Origin of the sequence: Bradyrhizobium tunisiense (genome assembly GCF_042263385.1) — a bacterium.
In the GTDB taxonomy this organism is placed as follows: Bacteria; Pseudomonadota; Alphaproteobacteria; order Rhizobiales; family Xanthobacteraceae; genus Bradyrhizobium; species Bradyrhizobium tunisiense.
This window is the reverse complement of record NZ_JBHLEV010000001.1, coordinates 1254869-1272690: the sequence shown is the minus strand read 5'-3', so window position 1 is coordinate 1272690 and position 17822 is coordinate 1254869. Positions and strand designations below refer to the sequence as shown.

The window sequence follows — 17822 nt, the reverse complement described above, 5'->3', positions numbered from 1 at the left end:
GTCCCTGCGTTCGCAGTAACGACGGCAGTGGTTTATCGCAACAGCCCGTCCAGCGCCGGCAGCCCGGCAATCACCGCCATCGCAATCAGCGCGTAGCAGATGCCGCGAAACACCCGCTCGCTGGCCCGGCCGAACAGCGAGGCTCCGAACGCGACACCCGCCGCATAGACCGGGCCGACGATGAGCGATAGCAGCAGCGACTCGCGCGAGATCAGGCCGGTGGCCGCGTAGCTGACCATCGAGAAGAAATCCGACGCGCCGAAGAACAGTACGATATTGGCGCGGGCGACGATCGGAGCGATGGGGCGGCCGAGCCAATAGCCGACGATCGGCGGACCGCCGGTCTGTGCGAGGCCACTACAGAAGCCAGAGAGGCTGCCGATGCCGACCGAGAGCCAGGCGTGGTCCTTGCCGCGATAGCGCCAGCCCGACAGCAGCAGGAGCAACAGCGCGGCGACGAAACAGGAGATGATCCAGCGCGTCGTGACGGGCTCGAGCACGCTGAGGAAATAAGTGCCGACGGGGACGCCGACCAGCGCACCCAGCACGATCACCGCGGTGGCCTTGCGGTCAGCCTTCCGCCATGCGTCCGGCAGCAGCGGCGCGGCCGCGATGAAATCGATGACGAGCAGCAGGGCGGCAACCAGCCGCGGCGCCGCGATACTGCTCGCCAGCGGCATGAAGATCAGCGCCGAGCCGAAGCCGGAAAAGCCGCGCGCGGTGCCGGAAACGAAAGCGACGGCGCAGAGCGCCGCCGCGATCGTGAGGTTGACGTCCTTCGGAAGGAAGTCAGCAGGACTCATCCGCGCAACGTGCCGCCGGTCTTCTTGGTGACCTCGGCCACGATTTTGGCGCCGACGGCCTCGATCTCCTGATCGGTCAGGGTTTTCTCGCGCGGCTGAAGCGTGACCGCGATGGCGATCGACTTCTTGCCGTCGTCGATGCCCTTGCCTTCGTAGACGTCGAAGACATTGACGCCGGTGATCAGCTTCTTGTCGACGCCTTGCGCCGCGCGGACGATGTCGCCGGCCTTGACGGCGCGGTCGACAATGAAAGCGAAGTCGCGCGACACCGGCTGGAACGCCGAGAGCTCGATCAAGGGCTTGGCGCGCGTCGGCTTCTTCTTCGCCTCGGGGATGCGGTCGAGGATCACCTCGAACACGACAAGCGGCCCATCGGCGCCGAGCGCCTCGAGCGCTCTGGGGTGCACTTCGCCGAAAGTGCCGAGCACGTTTTGCGGACCGATCTGGATCGTGCCGGATCGTCCGGGATGCAGCCATTTCGGGCCGCCCGCGACGATCTGCAGCGCCTGCATCGGCGCGCCTGCGGCAGCCAGCACCGCCAGCGCATCCGCCTTGGCGCCGAACACATTTGCCTGCGTCGAACCGGACCAGTGCCGTCCCAGGCCTTCCGACGAGGCAAAGCCGCGGCGAACGCCGCTTGCAGCCATGAACTGATCCTGCGGGCGATCACCTTTGAAGACCTGACCGACCTCGAACAATGCCACATCGCTCACGCCGCGATTGGCATTCGCCTGCGCGGCCGTGATCAGACCCGCGAGCAGGGTCGGACGCATGTCGGAGAGATCCGACGCGATCGGGTTGGCGACTTCGAGCTCGCGCTGCCCGCCGCCGAACAATTGCGCTGCGGACTTCGTGATGAAGGACCATGTCACCGCTTCGATGATGCCGCGGCTTGCGAGCGCGCGCCTGGCGCGGCGGGTGCGCAGCTGAAGCGATGTCAGCACCGGCTTGCGTGCGTCCTCGCCGCGTTCGAACGGCGTCATCGGCACCTTGTCGACGCCGAAGATGCGGACGATTTCCTCGACGATGTCGGCCTTGCCGTGCACGTCCGAGCGCCACGAAGGCACCGCGACCTTCACGACCGGACCGGGGCCTGCCATCATGAAGCCGAGATGGGTCAGGATGCGCTTCATCTCCGGCTGCGGCACCTCGATGCCGGACAGACGCTTGACCTCGCTGATCGGGAATTCGATCAAATGATCGTCGCCGAAGGCCTTGCCGACCACGACGGTTTCGGACGGCGTGCCGCCGCACATCTCCATCACCAGCTTGGTCGCGAGCTCGAGGCCCGGCACCATGAAGGCCGGATCGACGCCGCGCTCGAAGCGATAGCGCGCATCGGAATTGATGCCGAGCTTGCGGCCGGTCTGGGCGATGTTGATCTCGTTCCACAGCGCCGATTCGATCAGCACGTCGGTGGTGTTTTCATCGCAGCCCGAGGCCTCGCCGCCCATGATGCCGGCGAGCGATTCGACGCCGTGCTCGTCCGCGATCACGCAGATCGACGGATCGAGATTGTAGGTGCGGCCGTCGAGCGCGAGCAGGCTCTCGCCGTCGCGAGCCCGGCGCACGACGAGATTGCCCTTCACCTTCTTCGCGTCGAACACGTGCAGCGGACGCGCGCGGTCGTAGGTCATGAAGTTGGTGATGTCGACCAGCGCGTTGATGGGCCGCAGCCCGATCGCGGTCAGCCGCTTCTGCAGCCATTCCGGCGACGGCCCGTTCTTGACGCCGCGCACGAGGCGAAGCGCGAAGCCCGGACAGAGCGCGGAATCCTCGACCGTGACTTTCACCGGGCAGGGAAATTCGCCCTTGATCGGCTTGACGGTGGGGTCCTTGAACTTGCCCATGTCGGCGGCGGCGAGGTCGCGCGCGATGCCGTGCACGCCGGTACAGTCCTGGCGGTTCGGCGTCAGGTTGATCTCGACCACGGGATCGCCGAGCCCCGCCCATTCGGCGTAAGCAGCGCCGAGCGGCGCATCGGCCGGCAATTCCATGATGCCGTCATGGTCGTTGGAGATCTGCAGCTCCGCCGCCGAGCACAGCATGCCGCGGCTCTCGACACCGCGAATGGTGCCGACGCCGAGCGTGATGTCCTTGCCGGGGATATAGGTCCCGGGCGGCGAGAACACGCTGACGAGGCCCGCGCGCGCATTCGGCGCGCCGCACACTACCTGGACCGGCGCGCCACCGTCGCCAGTGTCGACCATGCAGACCCGCAGCCGATCCGCATTCGGATGCTGCTCGGCCGAGATCACCTTCGCGATGGTGAAAGGCTTGAGCGCCTTCGCCTTGTCCTCGATGTTCTCGACCTCGAGCCCGATCATGGTGAGCTTCTCGGCGAGCTTTTCCAGCGGCTCGTCGGTGTCGAGATGGTCCTTCAGCCAGGAAAGAGTGAATTTCACGAGCTCAGCCCTCCGGCAAGCGTCGGCACTTCGAGCGGCTTGAAGCCGTAATGGGACAGCCAGCGGACGTCGCTGTCGAACAGCTGGCGCAGATCGGCGATGCCGTATTTCAGCATGGCGATGCGGTCGATGCCCATGCCCCAGGCAAAGCCCTGGTACTCGTCGGGATCGATGCCGCAAGCGCGCAGCACGTTCGGATGCACCATGCCGCAGCCGAGAATCTCGAGCCAGTCCTCGCCCTCGCCGAAGCGGATCTCGCCCTTGTCGCGGCGGCACTGGATGTCGACTTCCAGCGACGGCTCGGTGAACGGGAAGAACGAGGGCCGGAAGCGCATGTTGATGTGGTCGACCTCGAAGAACGCCTTGCAGAACTCGTGCAGGATCCATTTGAGGTGGCCGAGATGCGAGGTCTTGTCGATGACGAGGCCCTCGACCTGGTGGAATTGCGGCGTGTGGGTCGCGTCCGAATCGATGCGATAGGTGCGGCCCGGGCAGATCACGCGGATCGGCGGCTTCTGGCTCAGCATGGTGCGCACCTGCACCGGCGAGGTGTGCGTGCGCAACAGCATGCGCGAGCCGTCTTCTTTCGGATGGAAGAAGAAGGTGTCGTGCATCTCGCGCGCGGGATGGCCTTCGGGGAAATTCAGCTTGGTGAAGTTGTAATCGTCGGTCTCGATATCCGGGCCTTCGGCCACCGAGAAGCCCATGTCGGCGAAGATCGTGGTCAGCTCGTCCCAGACCTGGCTCAGCGGATGAATGCGGCCGGCCTCGGTCGGCGCGTCGCGCAGCGGCAGGGTGACGTCGACGGTCTCCGACGCCAGCCGCGCATCGAGCGCCGCGGACTTCAGCACATCGCGTCGTGCGGCGAGCGCCTCGGTGATCTTGTCCTTGGCCTGGTTGATCGCCGCGCCTTGCGTCTTGCGCTCGTCGGGCGACATCTTGCCGAGCGTGGCGAGCAGCGCCGAGATCGAGCCCTTCTTGCCGAGGGCTGCGACGCGCACCGCTTCGAGCGCGGCTTCATCGCCGGCGGCGGCGATCTGGTCGAGGATGGATGTTTCGAGCGTTGCGAGGTCGGACACAGTCAAATCCTTGGCTCCAAATTCGGCTGGGTTGTCGCCGCCGGAAGGGCGTAACGTCAAGCAAAAACCCGGTGTTTTGGGGCTCCCGCTTGGCTGGGGTGAACCTCGCGAGAGCGCGGGCCACCAAGGAAGGATACGAGGAGACCTTCGCGATGCCTTCGAAATGCTGTTGGGCCGTTCTGGCCGCTGTTCTGTCCATTGCCGGTACCCCGGCGCGCGCCATGGTCTGCATGGAGCAATCGATGACGCTGGACGAGGTCGCGGCCGCCATCAGCAGCCAGAAGAGTTGCGAAAGCGCGATGAAGGTCTTCAGGGACTGCCAGTTGACCGCGAGCGGCGATGTCGAGCTCGGCGCCGCCGTCGAGACGAAGTGCGAGGCGGATTTCAAGCCCGGCCTCAGCGCCGCGCGGGCGCAGGCCTACAAGCGCGAGATGCACGCATGCGACGTCAAGTACCGGAGCAAGTCCGGCACCATGTATCGGTCGTTTACGGCATTCTGCCGGGCGGAGGTCGCCCAGCGTTACTCGCAACGCGCGCTGCAGTCTGCGGGCCAGAAGGCCCGCTAGCGCAAGCCTTACGCCGCCAGCGCGGCCTTGGCCTTCTCGGCGATGGCCTGGAACGCGGCGGGCTCGTGGACCGCGAGATCCGACAGCACCTTGCGGTCCACGGTGATCCCGGACTTGGCCATGCCGTCGATAAATCGGCTGTAGGTCAGGCCGAACGGACGGACGGCTGCGTTGATGCGCTGGATCCACAGCGCGCGGAACGTCCGCTTCTTGCGCTTGCGATCGCGGAAGGCGTACTGCATCGCCTTCTCGACCGCCGGCTTGGCGGCGCGAATGGTGTTCTTGCGGCGGCCGTAGAAGCCCTTGGCGGCCTTGTAGACTTTCTTGTGCTTGGCGTGGGCGGTCACACCGCGTTTGACGCGAGACATGACGAAATCCTTCAGAGATAACTTTGGTTATCGGATTGCCGCGCATGACGCGGCACGGTTGGCAATGATCGTGGACGCGATCAGGCGTTCGGCAAGAAGTACTTCTTGACGTTGTCGCCGTCGGTCTTGAACAGCACGCGGGTGCCGCGGAGCTGACGGATCTGCTTCTTCGTCCGCTTGATCATGCCGTGACGCTTGCCGCGCTGGGCGTGCATCACTTTGCCGGTGGCAGTCACCTTGAAGCGCTTTTTAGCGCCCGATTTGGTCTTCAGCTTGGGCATTTGGCTCTCCTAATGGCCACAGAGATCCGCCCGCGAAGGCGGCTGGCCGTCAAAATGCTCGTTAGAGCGTTGATTGTGCTCAGGTTTTTACGAACAAGCGCGAAACCCGCACGAAACACCGCCACGGCAGCCCTTAATCAGCCGGGCGATGAAGGCTGGGCTTATGCCAGAGGACAAGCCCATTGGCAACGATGAACCGCCGGAACCTGCCCGGCGACTATCCGGAAATTGCGTCTCTCATGCCCGAGTCTCATGTCCAAGTCTGTCGCCCGGAGCGGGACCAAAATGGCCCATTTTTCCCAGTTACTTCCGTCTTTGACCGCGTTCGCCCGCCCGCGCCGTCTGGCGCTGTTCGTCGTGCTGGCAACGGCTGCGTTGCCGTCGACCGCCGACGCCCGCGTCGGCAGCTATGACGGCGTCTGGAATGTCACTTTCGCCACCACGCGGGGCAATTGCAGCTCGGGCTACAGCGTCCCGTTCGCCGTGACCGGCAGCCGGGTCTCGTCCGCCGGCGGCGGCCGGGTTTCCGGCAGGGTCAATCGCGGCGGTGCAGTCGCGGTCCATGTCTCGGTCGGCGCGTCCCATGCCAGCGGCGGTGGCCGGCTCGCCCGTGTGAACGGCACCGGGTCGTGGAAGGGGATCATTTTCGGAGACCAGTGCAGCGGCACCTGGCAGGCGACGCGGACCTGACACACAAACGGCCCGCCGGAGATCCGGACGGGCCGTTGAACTCTCTCGTTCCAAACAAACCGGCGTCAGCGCGGCGCCAGCACCATGACGACCTGGCGACCCTCGAAGCGTGCGTCCTGCTCGACCTTGGCGAGCTCGGCGACGTCGGTCTTGATCTTGTCCAGAAGCTTGGTGCCGATCTCCTGGTGCGCCATTTCGCGGCCACGATAGCGCAGCGTGATCTTGACCTTGTCGCCTTCTTCGAAGAACCGCTGCATCGCGCGCATCTTCACGTCGTAATCATGATCGTCGATCATCGGACGGAGCTTGATCTCCTTGATCTCGACGGTCTTCTGCCGCTTGCGGGCTTCGGCGGCTTTTTTCTGTGCCGAGTACTTGTACTTCCCGTAGTCCATGATCTTGCAGACGGGAGGGCTGACATTCGGCGAAATCTCGACCAGATCCATACCGGCTTCCTGGGCCATCTTGATGGCCAAGACCGTCTCGACCGTGCCCTTATTGTCACCGGTCTGATCGATCAGCTGGATCTGCGCATTGCGGATATCATCATTGATGCGCGGCCCGTCTTTGCTGGCAGCGGGCGGAGCTTTATTAGGACGGCGAATGGGTGGTTCTCCAAAGTTGTGAAAGAAGCGGCTATCTTGAAGGAAGATGCGGTTGCCGGCAAGCAAGTCGCTCGTGCGAGACGCGAAAAACCCTCAAATGCGAGGTATTTTGGCCACGCCTGGGCACGCTGACCGACATAGACACCTTGCGTCTGTTCCGCAAGCGTCCCAAACGGCCAATGCCGCATCCGGGTGCGTCGCAGGAGGCACCCCGGAGAGGTCAAACCGCACAGCCAGAGTAAACGTTCCATGACCGATATAATTCCCGATGCCGTGCCTGACTTCATCGAAGTGGGCGAGGGCCCGTCGGCACGCAGGATCGCGGTGCGCCGCCGCGCCGGAAAAGGTCCGGGACTGGTCTGGCTGGGCGGATTCAAGTCGGACATGCAGGGTGGCAAGGCCGTGGCACTTGACGGCTGGGCCCGGGAGCACGGTCGCGCAATGGTCCGGTTCGACTATTCCGGTCACGGCGAATCCGGCGGCGATTTCGCCGATGGAACCATCGGGCGCTGGCTCGAAGAGAGCGTGGCTGTGTTCGAGCGGTTCTGCGAGGGCCCGCAGGTCCTGGTCGGCTCGTCCATGGGCGGCTGGATGGCGCTGCTGCTCGCGCGCGAGATCAAGAAGCGGCAAGAGAAACAACAAGCCAAGGCCTCGCTTGCCGGGCTCGTGCTGATCGCGCCGGCGCCGGACTTCACCGAAGAGCTGATGTGGAAGAATTTTTCGCCCGCGGTGAAGCGGGAGATCGAGGCCAAGGGCGTTTGGATGAGGCCGTCGGACTATGGCGACGGCTCGCCCTACCCGATCACGCGAAACCTGATCGAGGAGGGGCGCAATCATCTCGTGCTCGGCAGCGCCATCGATCTCGGCTGCCCGGTCCGCATCCTGCAGGGCGCGAAGGATCCCGACGTGCCCTGGCAGCACGCCTTCGCGCTGACGCACCGCCTGCCGGCCGACGACGTCGTGCTGACCATGATCCAGGATGGCGATCATCGCCTCTCCCGCCCGCAGGACATCGCGCGCCTTCTTGCCGCGGTCGCCGAGATCGGGTGAACTCGCTGTCATTGCCCGCGAAGGCGGGCAATCCGGTATTCCAGAGACGGCAGCGATAGAACCGAAAAGCCGCGGCGTACTGGATGCCCCGCCTGCGCGGGGCATGACGGAGAACGAGAAGGGAGACGCTCCAATGACCACCACCGCCATGCTGCGCGCGTTCTGCGATGCGGTCGAGCAGCGCAACGGCCGCGCGTTTGCCGAGCTGTTCACCGAGGACGGCGTGTATCACGACGTCTTCTACGGCGCCTTCACCGGCCGCCCCAAGATCGCCGAGTTGATCGACGACTGGTTCTATCGCACGGCGACCGATTTCCGCTGGGACATGCATGAGCCCGTGTCGGACGGCACCACGCTCTATGCGCGCTACACCTTCAGCTATCGTTCGACCCTGCCGGAAGCGAACGGCGCGCGGGCGATGTTCGAGGGTGTGGCGATCATGACGCTGAAGGACGGCAAGATCGCTAGCTATCACGAGGTCGCCAACACCGCGCCGGCGTTCGTCGATCTCAAGTTTGCGCCTGAAAGAATTGCGAAGATCGTCGCCAGGCAGGGCGCCGAGCTGAAGGCGCGGCCGGAGATGCGCCGGCATCTGACGTAGGCGCGCGACTCTACCGCTTCGACGGATTCACGATCGGCTTTCGCTGCGCCAGCGCCGCCACCGTCGCGGTGCCGATCGGGCCCTGCTCGTCGTAGAGCCAGCATTCGCCGATCGCGACGCCGTCGGTGGCGTGATGGTTCACCACCTCGAAGCCGATCCAGCTCGTCACCGGCAGACGGTGCAGATAGATCGTCACGTCGCTGTTGATGTAGCCGAGTCCCTTGTCGCCGGCGTTCGCAAACGGGCTGGCGAAATCGGCGCCGGTAGCGACATGGACGAACGGCGTCATCGGCACGCCCGCAACGAGCTCGCGCACCTCGCTCATCCACAGCCGGCGCGGACCCAGCGAGCCCATATGGCCGACGATGGGACGCGTCGTCCATTTGCCGTTCATGCCGAGCCTGGGGTCGGTGGGCTTGGGAATGTCGGCCGGCTTCGGCGCATCCCAGTTCGGCGGCGACCAGACATTGCCTTCGGGGTTTTGCGTCTTGCGTAGCAGCTGGCACGAGGCGCGCGCCATGCCGACGCCGTCGGAGACGAACTCTGCTTCCACCACGCGGATGCGCATTCCGTCGCGCACCAGGCGCGTCGTCACCTCGATCGGCTTGTCGATGGTGGGCAGCCGAAACATGTCGACGGTAAGCCGCGCCGGCACGAATTCGGGGCCGGAATGGTGCTCCTCGATGGCGAAGCCGAGCAGGCCGATGATGACGCGCCCGTGCAGCGATGTCGGATCCCACGGACCGTTGGCCACTTCCGTCGGATGGAATGTGTCGCCGTCGCGGGTGAAGAAAGGAATGTTTGTCATGACGCGCGAGATTGCGGGAATGGATGGGGAAATCAAGGGTGGTGAGAGCGTGTATGCCCGCCAAACAAAAGGTGTCATCGCCCGGCTTGACCGGGCGATCCAGTACGCCGCGGCAGCAGTGATAGAATCGATAGGCCGCGGCGTACTGGATTCCCCGCCTTCGCGGGGAATGACAGCGGAGAATTAGGAAGCAGCCCGCCACTCCTCACGCACGCTCTCGTCGGGCTCGCTGTTCGCAGCGGTAGACTTCATCGCCTCGAACGCCGCCCGTTCCAGCAACTGCCCCAGCGACCACACCGCCGCCCCGCGCACCAGTGGGCTCGCATCATCGAGCAATCGCCGCGCCTCCGACGCCAGCGCGACGTCACCGGAGTTGCCGATCGCAATCAGCACGTTCCGCAAAAACCGGTCGCGGCCGATGCGCTTGACCGGGGACTTCGTGAACAGCGCGCGAAACGCGGCGTCGTCGAGCCGCGCAAGCTCTGCAAGTCCGGGCGCGCGCAATTCGTCGCGCGCGGCGAGCTTGGCCTCGCGTCCTTCCTGCGCGAACTTGTTCCAGGGACACGCCGCAAGGCAATCGTCGCAGCCATAGATGCGGTTGCCGATGGCCTTGCGAAACTCGCGCGGGATCGGCCCCTTGTTCTCGATGGTCAGGTACGAGATGCAGCGCCGCGCATCGAGCTTGTAAGGCGCGGGGAACGCCGCGGTCGGGCAGATGTCGAGGCAGGCCCGGCACGAGCCGCAATGATCGATCTCGGCGTCGTCGCGCGGCAGCTCCAGCGTGGTGTAGATCGCGCCGAGAAACAGCCACGAGCCGAATTCGCGCGAGACGAGGTTGGTGTGCTTGCCCTGCCAGCCCAGATGCGCGGTTTGCGCCAAGGGCTTCTCCATCACCGCCGCGGTGTCGACGAACACCTTCACCTCCGACGGCGCGGTTGCGACCAGCCAGCGGGCCAGCGCCTTCAGCCGCTTCTTGATGAGGTCGTGATAGTCGTCGCTCTGCGCATAGACCGAGATCGCCGCGCGTGTGCGCTGCTTGAGGACCGCGAGCGGATCGGAGTCGGGACCGTAATTGACGCCAAGCATGATGACGCTGCGCACGTCACTCCACAGCCCGCGCGGGTCGACGCGGCGCTCCGGCTGGGCGGCGAGCCAGTCCATGTCGCCGTGACCGCCCGAGGCGATGAATTCGAGGAAGTATTTTCCGGCGTTCTCGATCGTGCCGGGTCGTGTGACGCCGATGCAATCGAAGCCGAGCGCGCGCGCTTCGCGCGCAAGCGCGGTTTTCAGTGCAGTCGGGTCGGCGCTCAGAAATCCAGGTCCACGTAGGTCCGCGACGCCGGCACGCCGGCCAGCCATTCGCTCAGCAGCGGACGGAACGACGGGCGGGACTTCACCCGCGCGTACCACGCCTTTGCTGAATCGTCCTCGCTCCATGGCACGTCGCCCAGATAGTCGATCGCCGAGAGGTGCGCCGCGGCGGCGAGATCCGCGTAAGTGAGGCGGTCGCCGGCGAGGAAATTACGCGTCTGCGCCAGCCAGCCGATATAGGCCAGATGATAGCGCACATTGGCCTTGGCAGCACGCATCACGTCGGCCGAAGGTGGCCCGCCGCCGTTCTCCTCACTCATGAAGCGCTTGTAGATGCGTTCGGTGACGAGAGGGTGCGAGACCTCCTCGAAGAACTTTTCGTTGAACCACGCCATCAACCGGCGCACCTCGACGCGCTCGGAGATCGTTTCCGGCATCAGGCGCTTGGGTCCCATCTCGGCACCATAGGCCTCGTCGACATATTCGGCGATGATCGCCGCACCCGGGATCGGCGGCTGCTCATCGTCCACCATCACGGGCGTCGTACCGGCCGCATTGAGCAACAGAAACGCCTCTCGCCGCTCCCAGCTGCGCTCTTCGACCAGTTTCAGGTCGAGCCCGTATTCGCCCGCGATCAGACGGATGAAGCGCGAATGCGGACAGAACGGATGATGAAACAGCGTAAACATGAAGCCTTTGACTATTTGATGGTGCTTAAGAATCCATCAATGTTTGTGCGGCGCCACACTAGTCCTTCAAAACCGCGAAGCAAGAGCGTGATGTCGCATTTTGCGATTGCGGCATGGGGGCGAATAGGCGAGAAGGGCCCCGCTTTTCCAGCCGAAATGGACCGTAAATATGTCAGATGCAGTACGGGCAGTGATCCTCGGCATCATCGAGGGCGTGACCGAGTTCCTTCCCGTATCCTCGACCGGCCACCTCTTGCTTGCGGAGCGGTTCTTCCATCTCGGTGAAGGCGCTTTCTGGGATTCGTTTACGGTCCTGATCCAGCTCGGAGCGATCCTCGCCATCGTGGGGCTCTATTTCCGCAAGCTGTGGGATGTCGTCATCGGCGTATTCACGGGTGATGCCTATGCTCGCCGGTTCGTGATCGGCGTGCTGGTGGCGTTCCTGCCTGCCGTGATCGTCGGCCTCGTCGCCGGCAAGTACATCAAGCTCCTGCTGTTCAACCCGTGGGTCATCTGCTTCACGCTGATCGTCGGTGGCGCCATCCTGCTCTGGGTCGACAAGCTCGACCTCAAGCCGCGCGAGCATGAGGCCACCAGATTTCCGCTGCTGATGTATCTCTATATCGGTATCGCGCAGTGCGTGGCGATGATCCCGGGCGTCTCGCGTTCCGGAGCCAGCATTGTAGCGGCGATGCTGCTTGGTGCCGACAAGCGCGCGGCGGCGGAGTTTTCCTTCTTCCTCGCCATTCCCACCATGATCGGTGCGTTCGCCTACGATTTCTATAAGAGCCGCGCCGACATGACGATGGATCACATCAACATCGTCGTGATCGGCTTCGTGGTCTCGTTCATCACCGCGATCATCGTCGTGAAGACGTTTCTGACCTATGTCACCCGGCACGGCTTCGTGGTGTTCGCCTGGTGGCGCGTCATCGTCGGCACGCTCGGGCTGATCGCGCTGGCGCTGGGGCGTTAACTTCTCGAAAACTTCCTCGCGCCTTCAACGCAAAATAAGCTTTTGATCGCTAGTCAGTCTCCATCGCCGGGCGGCGCGCGCCCGGCACAGGAGCTGAGCCATGACCCTCGTCAGCGGCTGGGGGCGCTTCCCGGTCGTCGATAGCGACCTGCTGCGGCCGCGCTCGTTCGCGGCGGTCGGCGAGGCTGTCGCGGCCGGCACGGTCGCGCGCGGCAACGGCCGCGCCTATGGCGATGCCGCGATCGGTGCTGTCAGGACCGTCGCGATGACCGGCTTCGACCGGGTCAGGTCGTTCGATCCGGTGACGGGCCGCATTCGCCTGGAGGCCGGCGTGCTGCTGTCGGACCTGATCGACACTTTTGGCCCGCGCGGCTTCCTGCCTTTCGTCGTACCCGGCACTCGCTTCATCTCGATCGGCGGCGCCATCGCGTCCGACGTGCACGGCAAGAACCATCATTGCGAGGGCGGCTTCGGCCGCTATGTCGACAGCCTGTTGTTGCGCACTGGACAGGGTGAGGTCATCGAGGCCTCGCGCGAGCAGAACTCCGACGCCTTCTTCGCGACCGTCGGCGGCATGGGCCTGACCGGCATCGTGCTGGAAGCGACCGTGCGGCTGCGGCGGGTCGAGACCGGGTGGATCCGCGAGCGGGTGATCTCCGCATCCGATCTCGATGCGGCGATGCGCGCGCTCGAGGCGAGCGATGACGCGACCTATTCGGTGGCCTGGATCGACTGCGTGGCACGCGGGCGCCATCTCGGCCGTTCGCTGATCTATCTCGGCGAGCATGCGGGCAAAGACGAGCTGGCGGACGGCGCCGATGCATTTCCGGTGGGCAAGGATCCGAGCCTCAGCGTGCCCGTTGATCTGCCGTCGATGGCCTTGAACCGCACCAGCGTCCGCGCCTTCAACGAGCTGTATTACCGCATGGGCGCGCGGCGCGCCGGTGGCAGCCATGTGGTCTCGCTCTATCCGTATTTCTTTCCGCTCGACGGCATCGGTGGGTGGAATCGCATCTATGGCAAGCGCGGCTTCCTCCAGCATCAATGCGTGATCCCGGAATCTGGCGCGCGCGCCGTGCTCGGCGAGATCCTCGATCGCGTCGCACGGCGCGGCGATGCCTCCTTCCTCGCCGTGCTCAAGAAGCTCGGCCAGGGCGACGGTATCCTGTCGTTCCCGCTGCCCGGCTACACGCTGGCGCTGGATTTCCCGATGAAGGGCGACATCCTGAATTTCCTCGACGAGATCGATCGTCTGGTCGTCGCCGCCGGCGGACGGCTGTATCTGGCGAAAGACGCCCGCCAGTCGCGCGCGACCTTCGAGGCCGGCTATCCTGCCCTGCAGCGTTTCAACGCGATCCGCAAATCGCTCGATCCCGCCGGCAACATCCGATCGAAACTTTCACAGCGTCTGTTCGATGAGGTCTAGGCCGTGACGTCACGCAAGTCTGTATTGGTGCTCGGTGGCTCCTCCGACATCGGCCGCGCCGCGGCGCGCGCTTTTGCCAAAGCCGGATACGATGTTGGGCTCGCGGGCCGCGACGTCGCCGCGCTGGAGCCTGACGCCGCCGATCTGCGCGCGCGCTACAATGTCGAGGTAGGTCTCTACAAATTCGACGTGCTCGACACCGCCTCGTTCGAAAGCTTTGTCGGTAGCCTTCCGGCATTGCCGGACGTCGTCGTCTCGATCGTCGGATTGCTCGGGACGCAGGAGAATGCCGAGAGCGACCTTGCCCACGCCACAGCAATCATGCGCTCGAACTACGAAGGCCCCGCGCTGATCCTCGGCCTGTTCGCGGAAAGATTCCTGGCGCGCGGCAGCGGGACGCTGGTCGGCGTGTCGTCCGTGGCCGGCGATCGCGGCCGGGCCTCGAACTATGTCTACGGTTCGGCCAAGGCCGGCTTTTCCGCGTTCCTCTCCGGCTTGCGCGCCCGCGCCAGCCGCGGCGGCGTGCACGTCGTCACCGTCAAGCCCGGATTCGTCCGCACCAGGATGACGGAGGGCATGAAGCTGATCGGCCCGCTCACGGTGGAGGCGCCGGTGGTCGGTGATGCGATCCTGAACGCCGTCGAGAACAAGAACGACGTCGTCTATGTCAGCGGCAAATGGCGCCTCGTGATGCTGATCATCAAGGCGCTGCCGGAAGCGGTGTTCAAGAAGCTGAAGTTTTGACGCCGTAGCCAGGCAGCGCGGAGCGCTCCCTCTCCCGCAAGCGGAGAGGTGAGAACCTCACGCGCTCTTGCGCTGGAACTGGCCCTGCGGGCGGAAGCGCCAGAGATATTGCGGAGCGATCGCTTCCAGCGAATCCGGCGTGATCCCGAGCCCTTCCAGCGTCAGGCTTGCTGCCTTGGCCGCGTCCGACACGACATTGTCGCGCTCCAGCATCGTGACCTGGTCCGGCGTCAGCTTGAACGCGCCCGGCGCGAATTGCAGGAAAGCGGCCTTGAAGCGGGCGAGGCCGAACGGCAGCGGCACCAGCATCCGCTCGCGGTCGGTGATCTCGAGGATGGTCTCGATGATCTCGCGCATCGTCAGCACCTCGGGCCCGCCGAGCTCGTAGGTCGCGCCCGCGACGGCCTTGCCGTCGACAGCCTCGGCGATCGCGGTGGCGACGTCGCCGACATAAACCGGCTGCATCCTGGTATCGCCGCCGACCAGCGGCAGCACCGGCGACATCCGGGCGAGCGCAGCGAAGCGGTTGGTGAACTGGTCTTCCGGCCCGAACATCACGGAGGGGCGGAAGATCGTCGCCGACGGTACCGCGGCCCTGACCGCCGCCTCGCCGGCCGCCTTGGCCTTGGCGTAGTGGGAGGGCGATTCGGCGTCGGCGCCGATTGCGGAGACATGTACCAGCTCGGCGCCGGCCGCGGCCGCCGCTTTGGCGACGGTCTCGGCCCCCCGGGCCTGGACCGCGTCGAAGGTCTGCGCGCCGCTCTCGGTCAGGACGCCCACGAGGTTGATGACCGCATGCGAATCACGCAGCGCCGCCTCGACCGAGGCCGGGTAGCGCAAATTGGCTTGCACGGTATGGACCTGTCCGACCTTGCCGGAGGGCTGGAGGTAGCCGGCGAGTTCCGGCCGCCGCACCGCGACCCGGACCCGGTAATCCCGCTTGCACAGGGCACGGACGACATTCCGGCCCAAAAACCCCGATCCGCCGAAAACCGTGACGAGAGTTTCCAGATTCGATGCCATGGGAGCCGTTCCTGCGGAAAAAAGAGTGCGTCTGTCAGGCTTGTATCGGGCCGGTTTGCGATGCGCAATCGGCATCCCGAACCGGGCTGCAAGCATGAATTGACAACGGCGTCACCGAACCGTAGTAACCGCCTCCGTGCCCCAAACGGCATGCCCAGGTGGTGGAATTGGTAGACGCGCTGGCTTCAGGTGCCAGTGGCTTAACGGCCGTGAAGGTTCGAGTCCTTTCCTGGGCACCATCTTTGCCTTAGATCCCTCCCGAAATCTGAGGGTTGGTGGGTCCGCGGTCCAGGATCCCTCTCAGTGCTCGCTCACCGCAGCGCCGAGCTTGATCAGGCTCAGCGCGTGGTTCGCGGTCTCGCGCAGGCGGCAGTAACTCGCGCCGCCCTTGTACATGCCGGGATCGACCTTGTCGAAGGCCGCGCAGAAGCGATCACGCGAGGCGGCGAACGTTTTCTGGGATTCCTCAGCGGCCTTGATCACATCGGTGAACCCGCCGGCCTTGACCTTCTTGAGCGCCTCACTGGTTTTCTGCGTCCAAACGGCGAGTTCGCGCGCCGCGCAGGCTTTCCATTTGGCGACGTCGTCATTCGCGCCATCTGCCGCCTTGATGCAGGGGTCGGCGACGAGCCCGACGCACGCGCCGCCGAAACCGCCGGTTTTCTCCGCGGTCTTCAGGCAGCCATCGATCACTGCAAGTTCGGCTGGCGCGGCGCCCTGGGCGAAAGCCATCGATGCGAGCGGGAGGCTTGCGGCGAGCATCGCGGCGGCAAGTTTGAGCTTCATTGGACAACGCCCTCTTCGATCAATGCCTGCGAATGCGTCTTGACCCGACTCACGAGGTTCTCGACCAATAGGTGATACATGCAACTTTGGTCATGGAAGGCGCCGCGTTGGTTCACCTGAAGGTGGAACAGGATTGGATCTGCCTGAGATCGATAGAGATGGCGCTCTCGTCGCACGCGCGGGACAGGTACCTGTGAACCGCCTCCCTCACACAATCCTCTTCCCCGCCCGCTCCGCCACCGCCTTCTGCACAAAATACATCATCACCAGCGTGACCATCGTCGTCGTGACGACGACGTAGCCGATCTGGTCGAAATGGATCAGCGCGCCGTCGGGCCCTTGCGCGATGATAGCGCCGGCGAGCACCGAGCCGAGCCCGCCGGAGAGCTGCTGGAGCGAGGCGCTGACCGCGCTGAATGAGCCGCGCTGGGTGGAATCGGGGATCGCCGACATCAGCGCCTGCGACGGGATCATCCGTGAAAAGATGCCGATGAACATCAGCACGTTCACGATGATCGCGGTCGTGAGTGAGACGGGACCGAGATGGGTGTAGATCAGCACCATGATGACGGTCATCACGCAGCCGAACACGAAGGTCGGATATTTGCCGAACGCATCGCTGGCCCTGCCGACCAGCGGTCCCGTGACGATGCTGAACAGGCCGGAGACGAGATAGATCGTCGGCAGATGCGTGATGTCGATGCCGAGATTGTGCACGGTGAAGGCGCTGGAGAACGGCATCAGCATGTATCCGCCGGTCGCCAGCAATGTCGTGACGGCGAAGGCCAGCGTATAGCGCGGCTCACCGATCGTCGCGACCAGGTGGCGGAACGGGTTTCTGTCCTGCCTCAGCTTCAGATGCGCATCGACCGGCTCCATCGCGAACGCGATGATGACGATCGCCGCGATCGACACGATGACGATCGCGATGAAGCAGACATGCCAGCTCCAGTGATTGGCGAGAAACAGCCCGGCCGGAATGCCGAGCACCTGGCTCGCGGCAAAGGCGGTCTGGATGAAGCCCATCACGCGGCCGCGCAGATGCAGCGCGAACAAATCGGTGACGATGGCCAGCACGACGGAGCCGACTACGCCGCCGAACAACCCGGTCACGATCCGGCCGATCAGCAGCACATGGTAGTTCGGCGCCGCTGCGCACAGCATGGTGCCGAGCGTGAAGCCGACATAGAAGAACAGCAGCAGGCGCTTGCGGTCGAAGCGATCGGCGAATCCCGCGGCCAGCACCCCCGAAATGCCCGCACTGAACGCGTAGGCCGACACCGCGATGCCGAATTGCCCGGCCGTGATGTCGAGCGCGGGCATCAGGATGGCGCCGAGCGGCGACATGATGATGAAGTCGAGGATGATGGTGAACTGCGTGAACGCGAGCAGCGCAATGAGAAGCGCCTGATAGCGGGAGAAGCCGCGCGGGCGTTTCGATGGGTCGTCGATCGGCGCAGCGAGCGTCTGTTCGGTCATGGGTCTCGATTCGTCCGGAGCGGGGAGAGAAACTGGCAGATGGGGTGGGCCGGCACGATTTTCACGGGTTGAATAGCTCTCATCCTGCCGGAAACCTGAACTCGCGCCGGCTTGTGGGATCCGGGCAACAGC

Annotated in this window: 20 protein-coding genes and 1 tRNA gene; 9 read left to right on the top strand and 12 right to left on the bottom strand. The window is 64.7% G+C overall.

The window, feature by feature from the left end; translation table 11 throughout:
• Positions 1 to 32: 32 nt before the first annotated feature.
• Genes ACFDR6_RS05940 through pheS form a run of 3 tightly spaced genes read right to left on the bottom strand, consistent with a single transcriptional unit; the run spans position 33 to position 4287 of the window.
• On the bottom strand, positions 33 to 803 hold the full coding sequence (locus ACFDR6_RS05940) for a sulfite exporter TauE/SafE family protein (RefSeq protein WP_375857736.1): 771 nt from the start codon (positions 801 to 803) through the stop codon (positions 33 to 35).
• A complete protein-coding gene (pheT, locus tag ACFDR6_RS05935) occupies positions 800 to 3208 on the bottom strand; it encodes a phenylalanine--tRNA ligase subunit beta (protein WP_375857735.1) in 2409 nt (802 codons plus the stop codon). The genes ACFDR6_RS05940 and pheT overlap by 4 nt, the downstream gene beginning before the upstream one ends.
• Positions 3205 to 4287: a phenylalanine--tRNA ligase subunit alpha gene (gene pheS / locus ACFDR6_RS05930; RefSeq protein ID WP_212083097.1), complete on the bottom strand. Its 1083-nt coding sequence runs from the start codon at positions 4285 to 4287 to the stop codon at positions 3205 to 3207. The genes pheT and pheS overlap by 4 nt, the downstream gene beginning before the upstream one ends.
• Before the next feature lie 152 nt (positions 4288 to 4439).
• Here pheS and ACFDR6_RS05925 point away from each other — a divergent pair, with 152 nt between their 5' ends.
• Complete coding sequence (locus tag ACFDR6_RS05925) at positions 4440 to 4853, top strand: hypothetical protein (RefSeq protein WP_375857734.1); 414 nt, start codon at positions 4440 to 4442, stop codon at positions 4851 to 4853.
• 8 nt (positions 4854 to 4861) lie between these two features.
• Here ACFDR6_RS05925 and rplT read toward each other — a convergent pair whose 3' ends face one another.
• Positions 4862 to 5221 carry a 50S ribosomal protein L20 gene (gene rplT / locus ACFDR6_RS05920; RefSeq protein WP_212083103.1) on the bottom strand — a complete coding sequence of 120 codons (360 nt, stop codon included), beginning with the start codon at positions 5219 to 5221 and terminating at the stop codon, positions 4862 to 4864.
• Between the two features lie 80 nt (positions 5222 to 5301).
• Entirely contained in the window at positions 5302 to 5502 is a 201-nt protein-coding gene (gene rpmI, locus ACFDR6_RS05915; RefSeq protein WP_008539890.1) for a 50S ribosomal protein L35, read from the bottom strand.
• 285 nt (positions 5503 to 5787) lie between these two features.
• Here rpmI and ACFDR6_RS05910 point away from each other — a divergent pair, with 285 nt between their 5' ends.
• Complete coding sequence (locus tag ACFDR6_RS05910; RefSeq protein WP_212083106.1) at positions 5788 to 6192, top strand: hypothetical protein; 405 nt, start codon at positions 5788 to 5790, stop codon at positions 6190 to 6192.
• Positions 6193 to 6257: 65 nt separating this feature from the next.
• Here ACFDR6_RS05910 and infC read toward each other — a convergent pair whose 3' ends face one another.
• A complete protein-coding gene (gene infC, locus ACFDR6_RS05905; protein ID WP_085969949.1) occupies positions 6258 to 6797 on the bottom strand; it encodes a translation initiation factor IF-3 in 540 nt (179 codons plus the stop codon).
• A 249-nt stretch (positions 6798 to 7046) separates the two neighbouring features.
• Between infC and ACFDR6_RS05900 the strand changes: the two genes are divergently transcribed.
• Together ACFDR6_RS05900 and ACFDR6_RS05895 are read left to right on the top strand one after the other, a co-directional pair.
• Positions 7047 to 7847 carry an alpha/beta hydrolase gene (locus ACFDR6_RS05900; protein WP_375857733.1) on the top strand — a complete coding sequence of 267 codons (801 nt, stop codon included), beginning with the start codon at positions 7047 to 7049 and terminating at the stop codon, positions 7845 to 7847.
• 133 nt (positions 7848 to 7980) lie between these two features.
• The gene (locus ACFDR6_RS05895; RefSeq protein ID WP_375857732.1) at positions 7981 to 8448 is read left to right on the top strand and encodes a nuclear transport factor 2 family protein; all 468 of its coding nucleotides are present in this window, start codon (positions 7981 to 7983) and stop codon (positions 8446 to 8448) included.
• Between the two features lie 10 nt (positions 8449 to 8458).
• Here ACFDR6_RS05895 and ACFDR6_RS05890 read toward each other — a convergent pair whose 3' ends face one another.
• The gene (locus tag ACFDR6_RS05890; protein WP_375857731.1) at positions 8459 to 9256 is read right to left on the bottom strand and encodes an acyl-CoA thioesterase domain-containing protein; all 798 of its coding nucleotides are present in this window, start codon (positions 9254 to 9256) and stop codon (positions 8459 to 8461) included.
• Between ACFDR6_RS05890 and ACFDR6_RS05885 the strand changes: the two genes are divergently transcribed.
• A complete protein-coding gene (locus ACFDR6_RS05885; RefSeq protein ID WP_375857730.1) occupies positions 9255 to 9443 on the top strand; it encodes a hypothetical protein in 189 nt (62 codons plus the stop codon). The two genes, ACFDR6_RS05890 and ACFDR6_RS05885, sit on opposite strands and share 2 nt — an antisense overlap.
• On the opposite strand, the gene queG is transcribed toward ACFDR6_RS05885, so the two are convergent.
• Together queG and ACFDR6_RS05875 are read right to left on the bottom strand one after the other, a co-directional pair.
• Complete coding sequence (gene queG / locus ACFDR6_RS05880; protein WP_375857729.1) at positions 9440 to 10615, bottom strand: tRNA epoxyqueuosine(34) reductase QueG; 1176 nt, start codon at positions 10613 to 10615, stop codon at positions 9440 to 9442. The genes ACFDR6_RS05885 and queG overlap by 4 nt on opposite strands.
• The gene (locus ACFDR6_RS05875) at positions 10564 to 11256 is read right to left on the bottom strand and encodes a glutathione S-transferase family protein (protein WP_317241717.1); all 693 of its coding nucleotides are present in this window, start codon (positions 11254 to 11256) and stop codon (positions 10564 to 10566) included. The genes queG and ACFDR6_RS05875 overlap by 52 nt, the downstream gene beginning before the upstream one ends.
• A gap of 169 nt (positions 11257 to 11425) precedes the next feature.
• On the opposite strand from ACFDR6_RS05875, the gene ACFDR6_RS05870 reads away from it, so the two are divergent.
• The 3 genes from ACFDR6_RS05870 to ACFDR6_RS05860 all read left to right on the top strand — a co-directional run bounded on the left by ACFDR6_RS05870 (position 11426) and on the right by ACFDR6_RS05860 (position 14402).
• Entirely contained in the window at positions 11426 to 12232 is an 807-nt protein-coding gene (locus tag ACFDR6_RS05870; RefSeq protein WP_317241716.1) for an undecaprenyl-diphosphate phosphatase, read from the top strand.
• Positions 12233 to 12332: 100 nt separating this feature from the next.
• A complete protein-coding gene (locus tag ACFDR6_RS05865; protein WP_375857728.1) occupies positions 12333 to 13658 on the top strand; it encodes an FAD-binding oxidoreductase in 1326 nt (441 codons plus the stop codon).
• A gap of 3 nt (positions 13659 to 13661) precedes the next feature.
• The gene (locus ACFDR6_RS05860; protein WP_375857727.1) at positions 13662 to 14402 is read left to right on the top strand and encodes an SDR family oxidoreductase; all 741 of its coding nucleotides are present in this window, start codon (positions 13662 to 13664) and stop codon (positions 14400 to 14402) included.
• A 57-nt stretch (positions 14403 to 14459) separates the two neighbouring features.
• Here ACFDR6_RS05860 and ACFDR6_RS05855 read toward each other — a convergent pair whose 3' ends face one another.
• Complete coding sequence (locus tag ACFDR6_RS05855; protein WP_317241712.1) at positions 14460 to 15425, bottom strand: complex I NDUFA9 subunit family protein; 966 nt, start codon at positions 15423 to 15425, stop codon at positions 14460 to 14462.
• A 152-nt stretch (positions 15426 to 15577) separates the two neighbouring features.
• Here ACFDR6_RS05855 and ACFDR6_RS05850 point away from each other — a divergent pair.
• A tRNA-Leu gene (locus ACFDR6_RS05850) sits at positions 15578 to 15664 on the top strand.
• Between the two features lie 61 nt (positions 15665 to 15725).
• Here the strand turns inward: ACFDR6_RS05850 and ACFDR6_RS05845 are convergent.
• Together ACFDR6_RS05845 and ACFDR6_RS05840 are read right to left on the bottom strand one after the other, a co-directional pair.
• Positions 15726 to 16211: a lysozyme inhibitor LprI family protein gene (locus tag ACFDR6_RS05845; RefSeq protein ID WP_212083218.1), complete on the bottom strand. Its 486-nt coding sequence runs from the start codon at positions 16209 to 16211 to the stop codon at positions 15726 to 15728.
• A gap of 207 nt (positions 16212 to 16418) precedes the next feature.
• Positions 16419 to 17690, bottom strand: a complete 1272-nt coding sequence (locus tag ACFDR6_RS05840; protein WP_375857726.1) for an MFS transporter — start codon at positions 17688 to 17690, stop codon at positions 16419 to 16421.
• Positions 17691 to 17822: the final 132 nt, after the last annotated feature.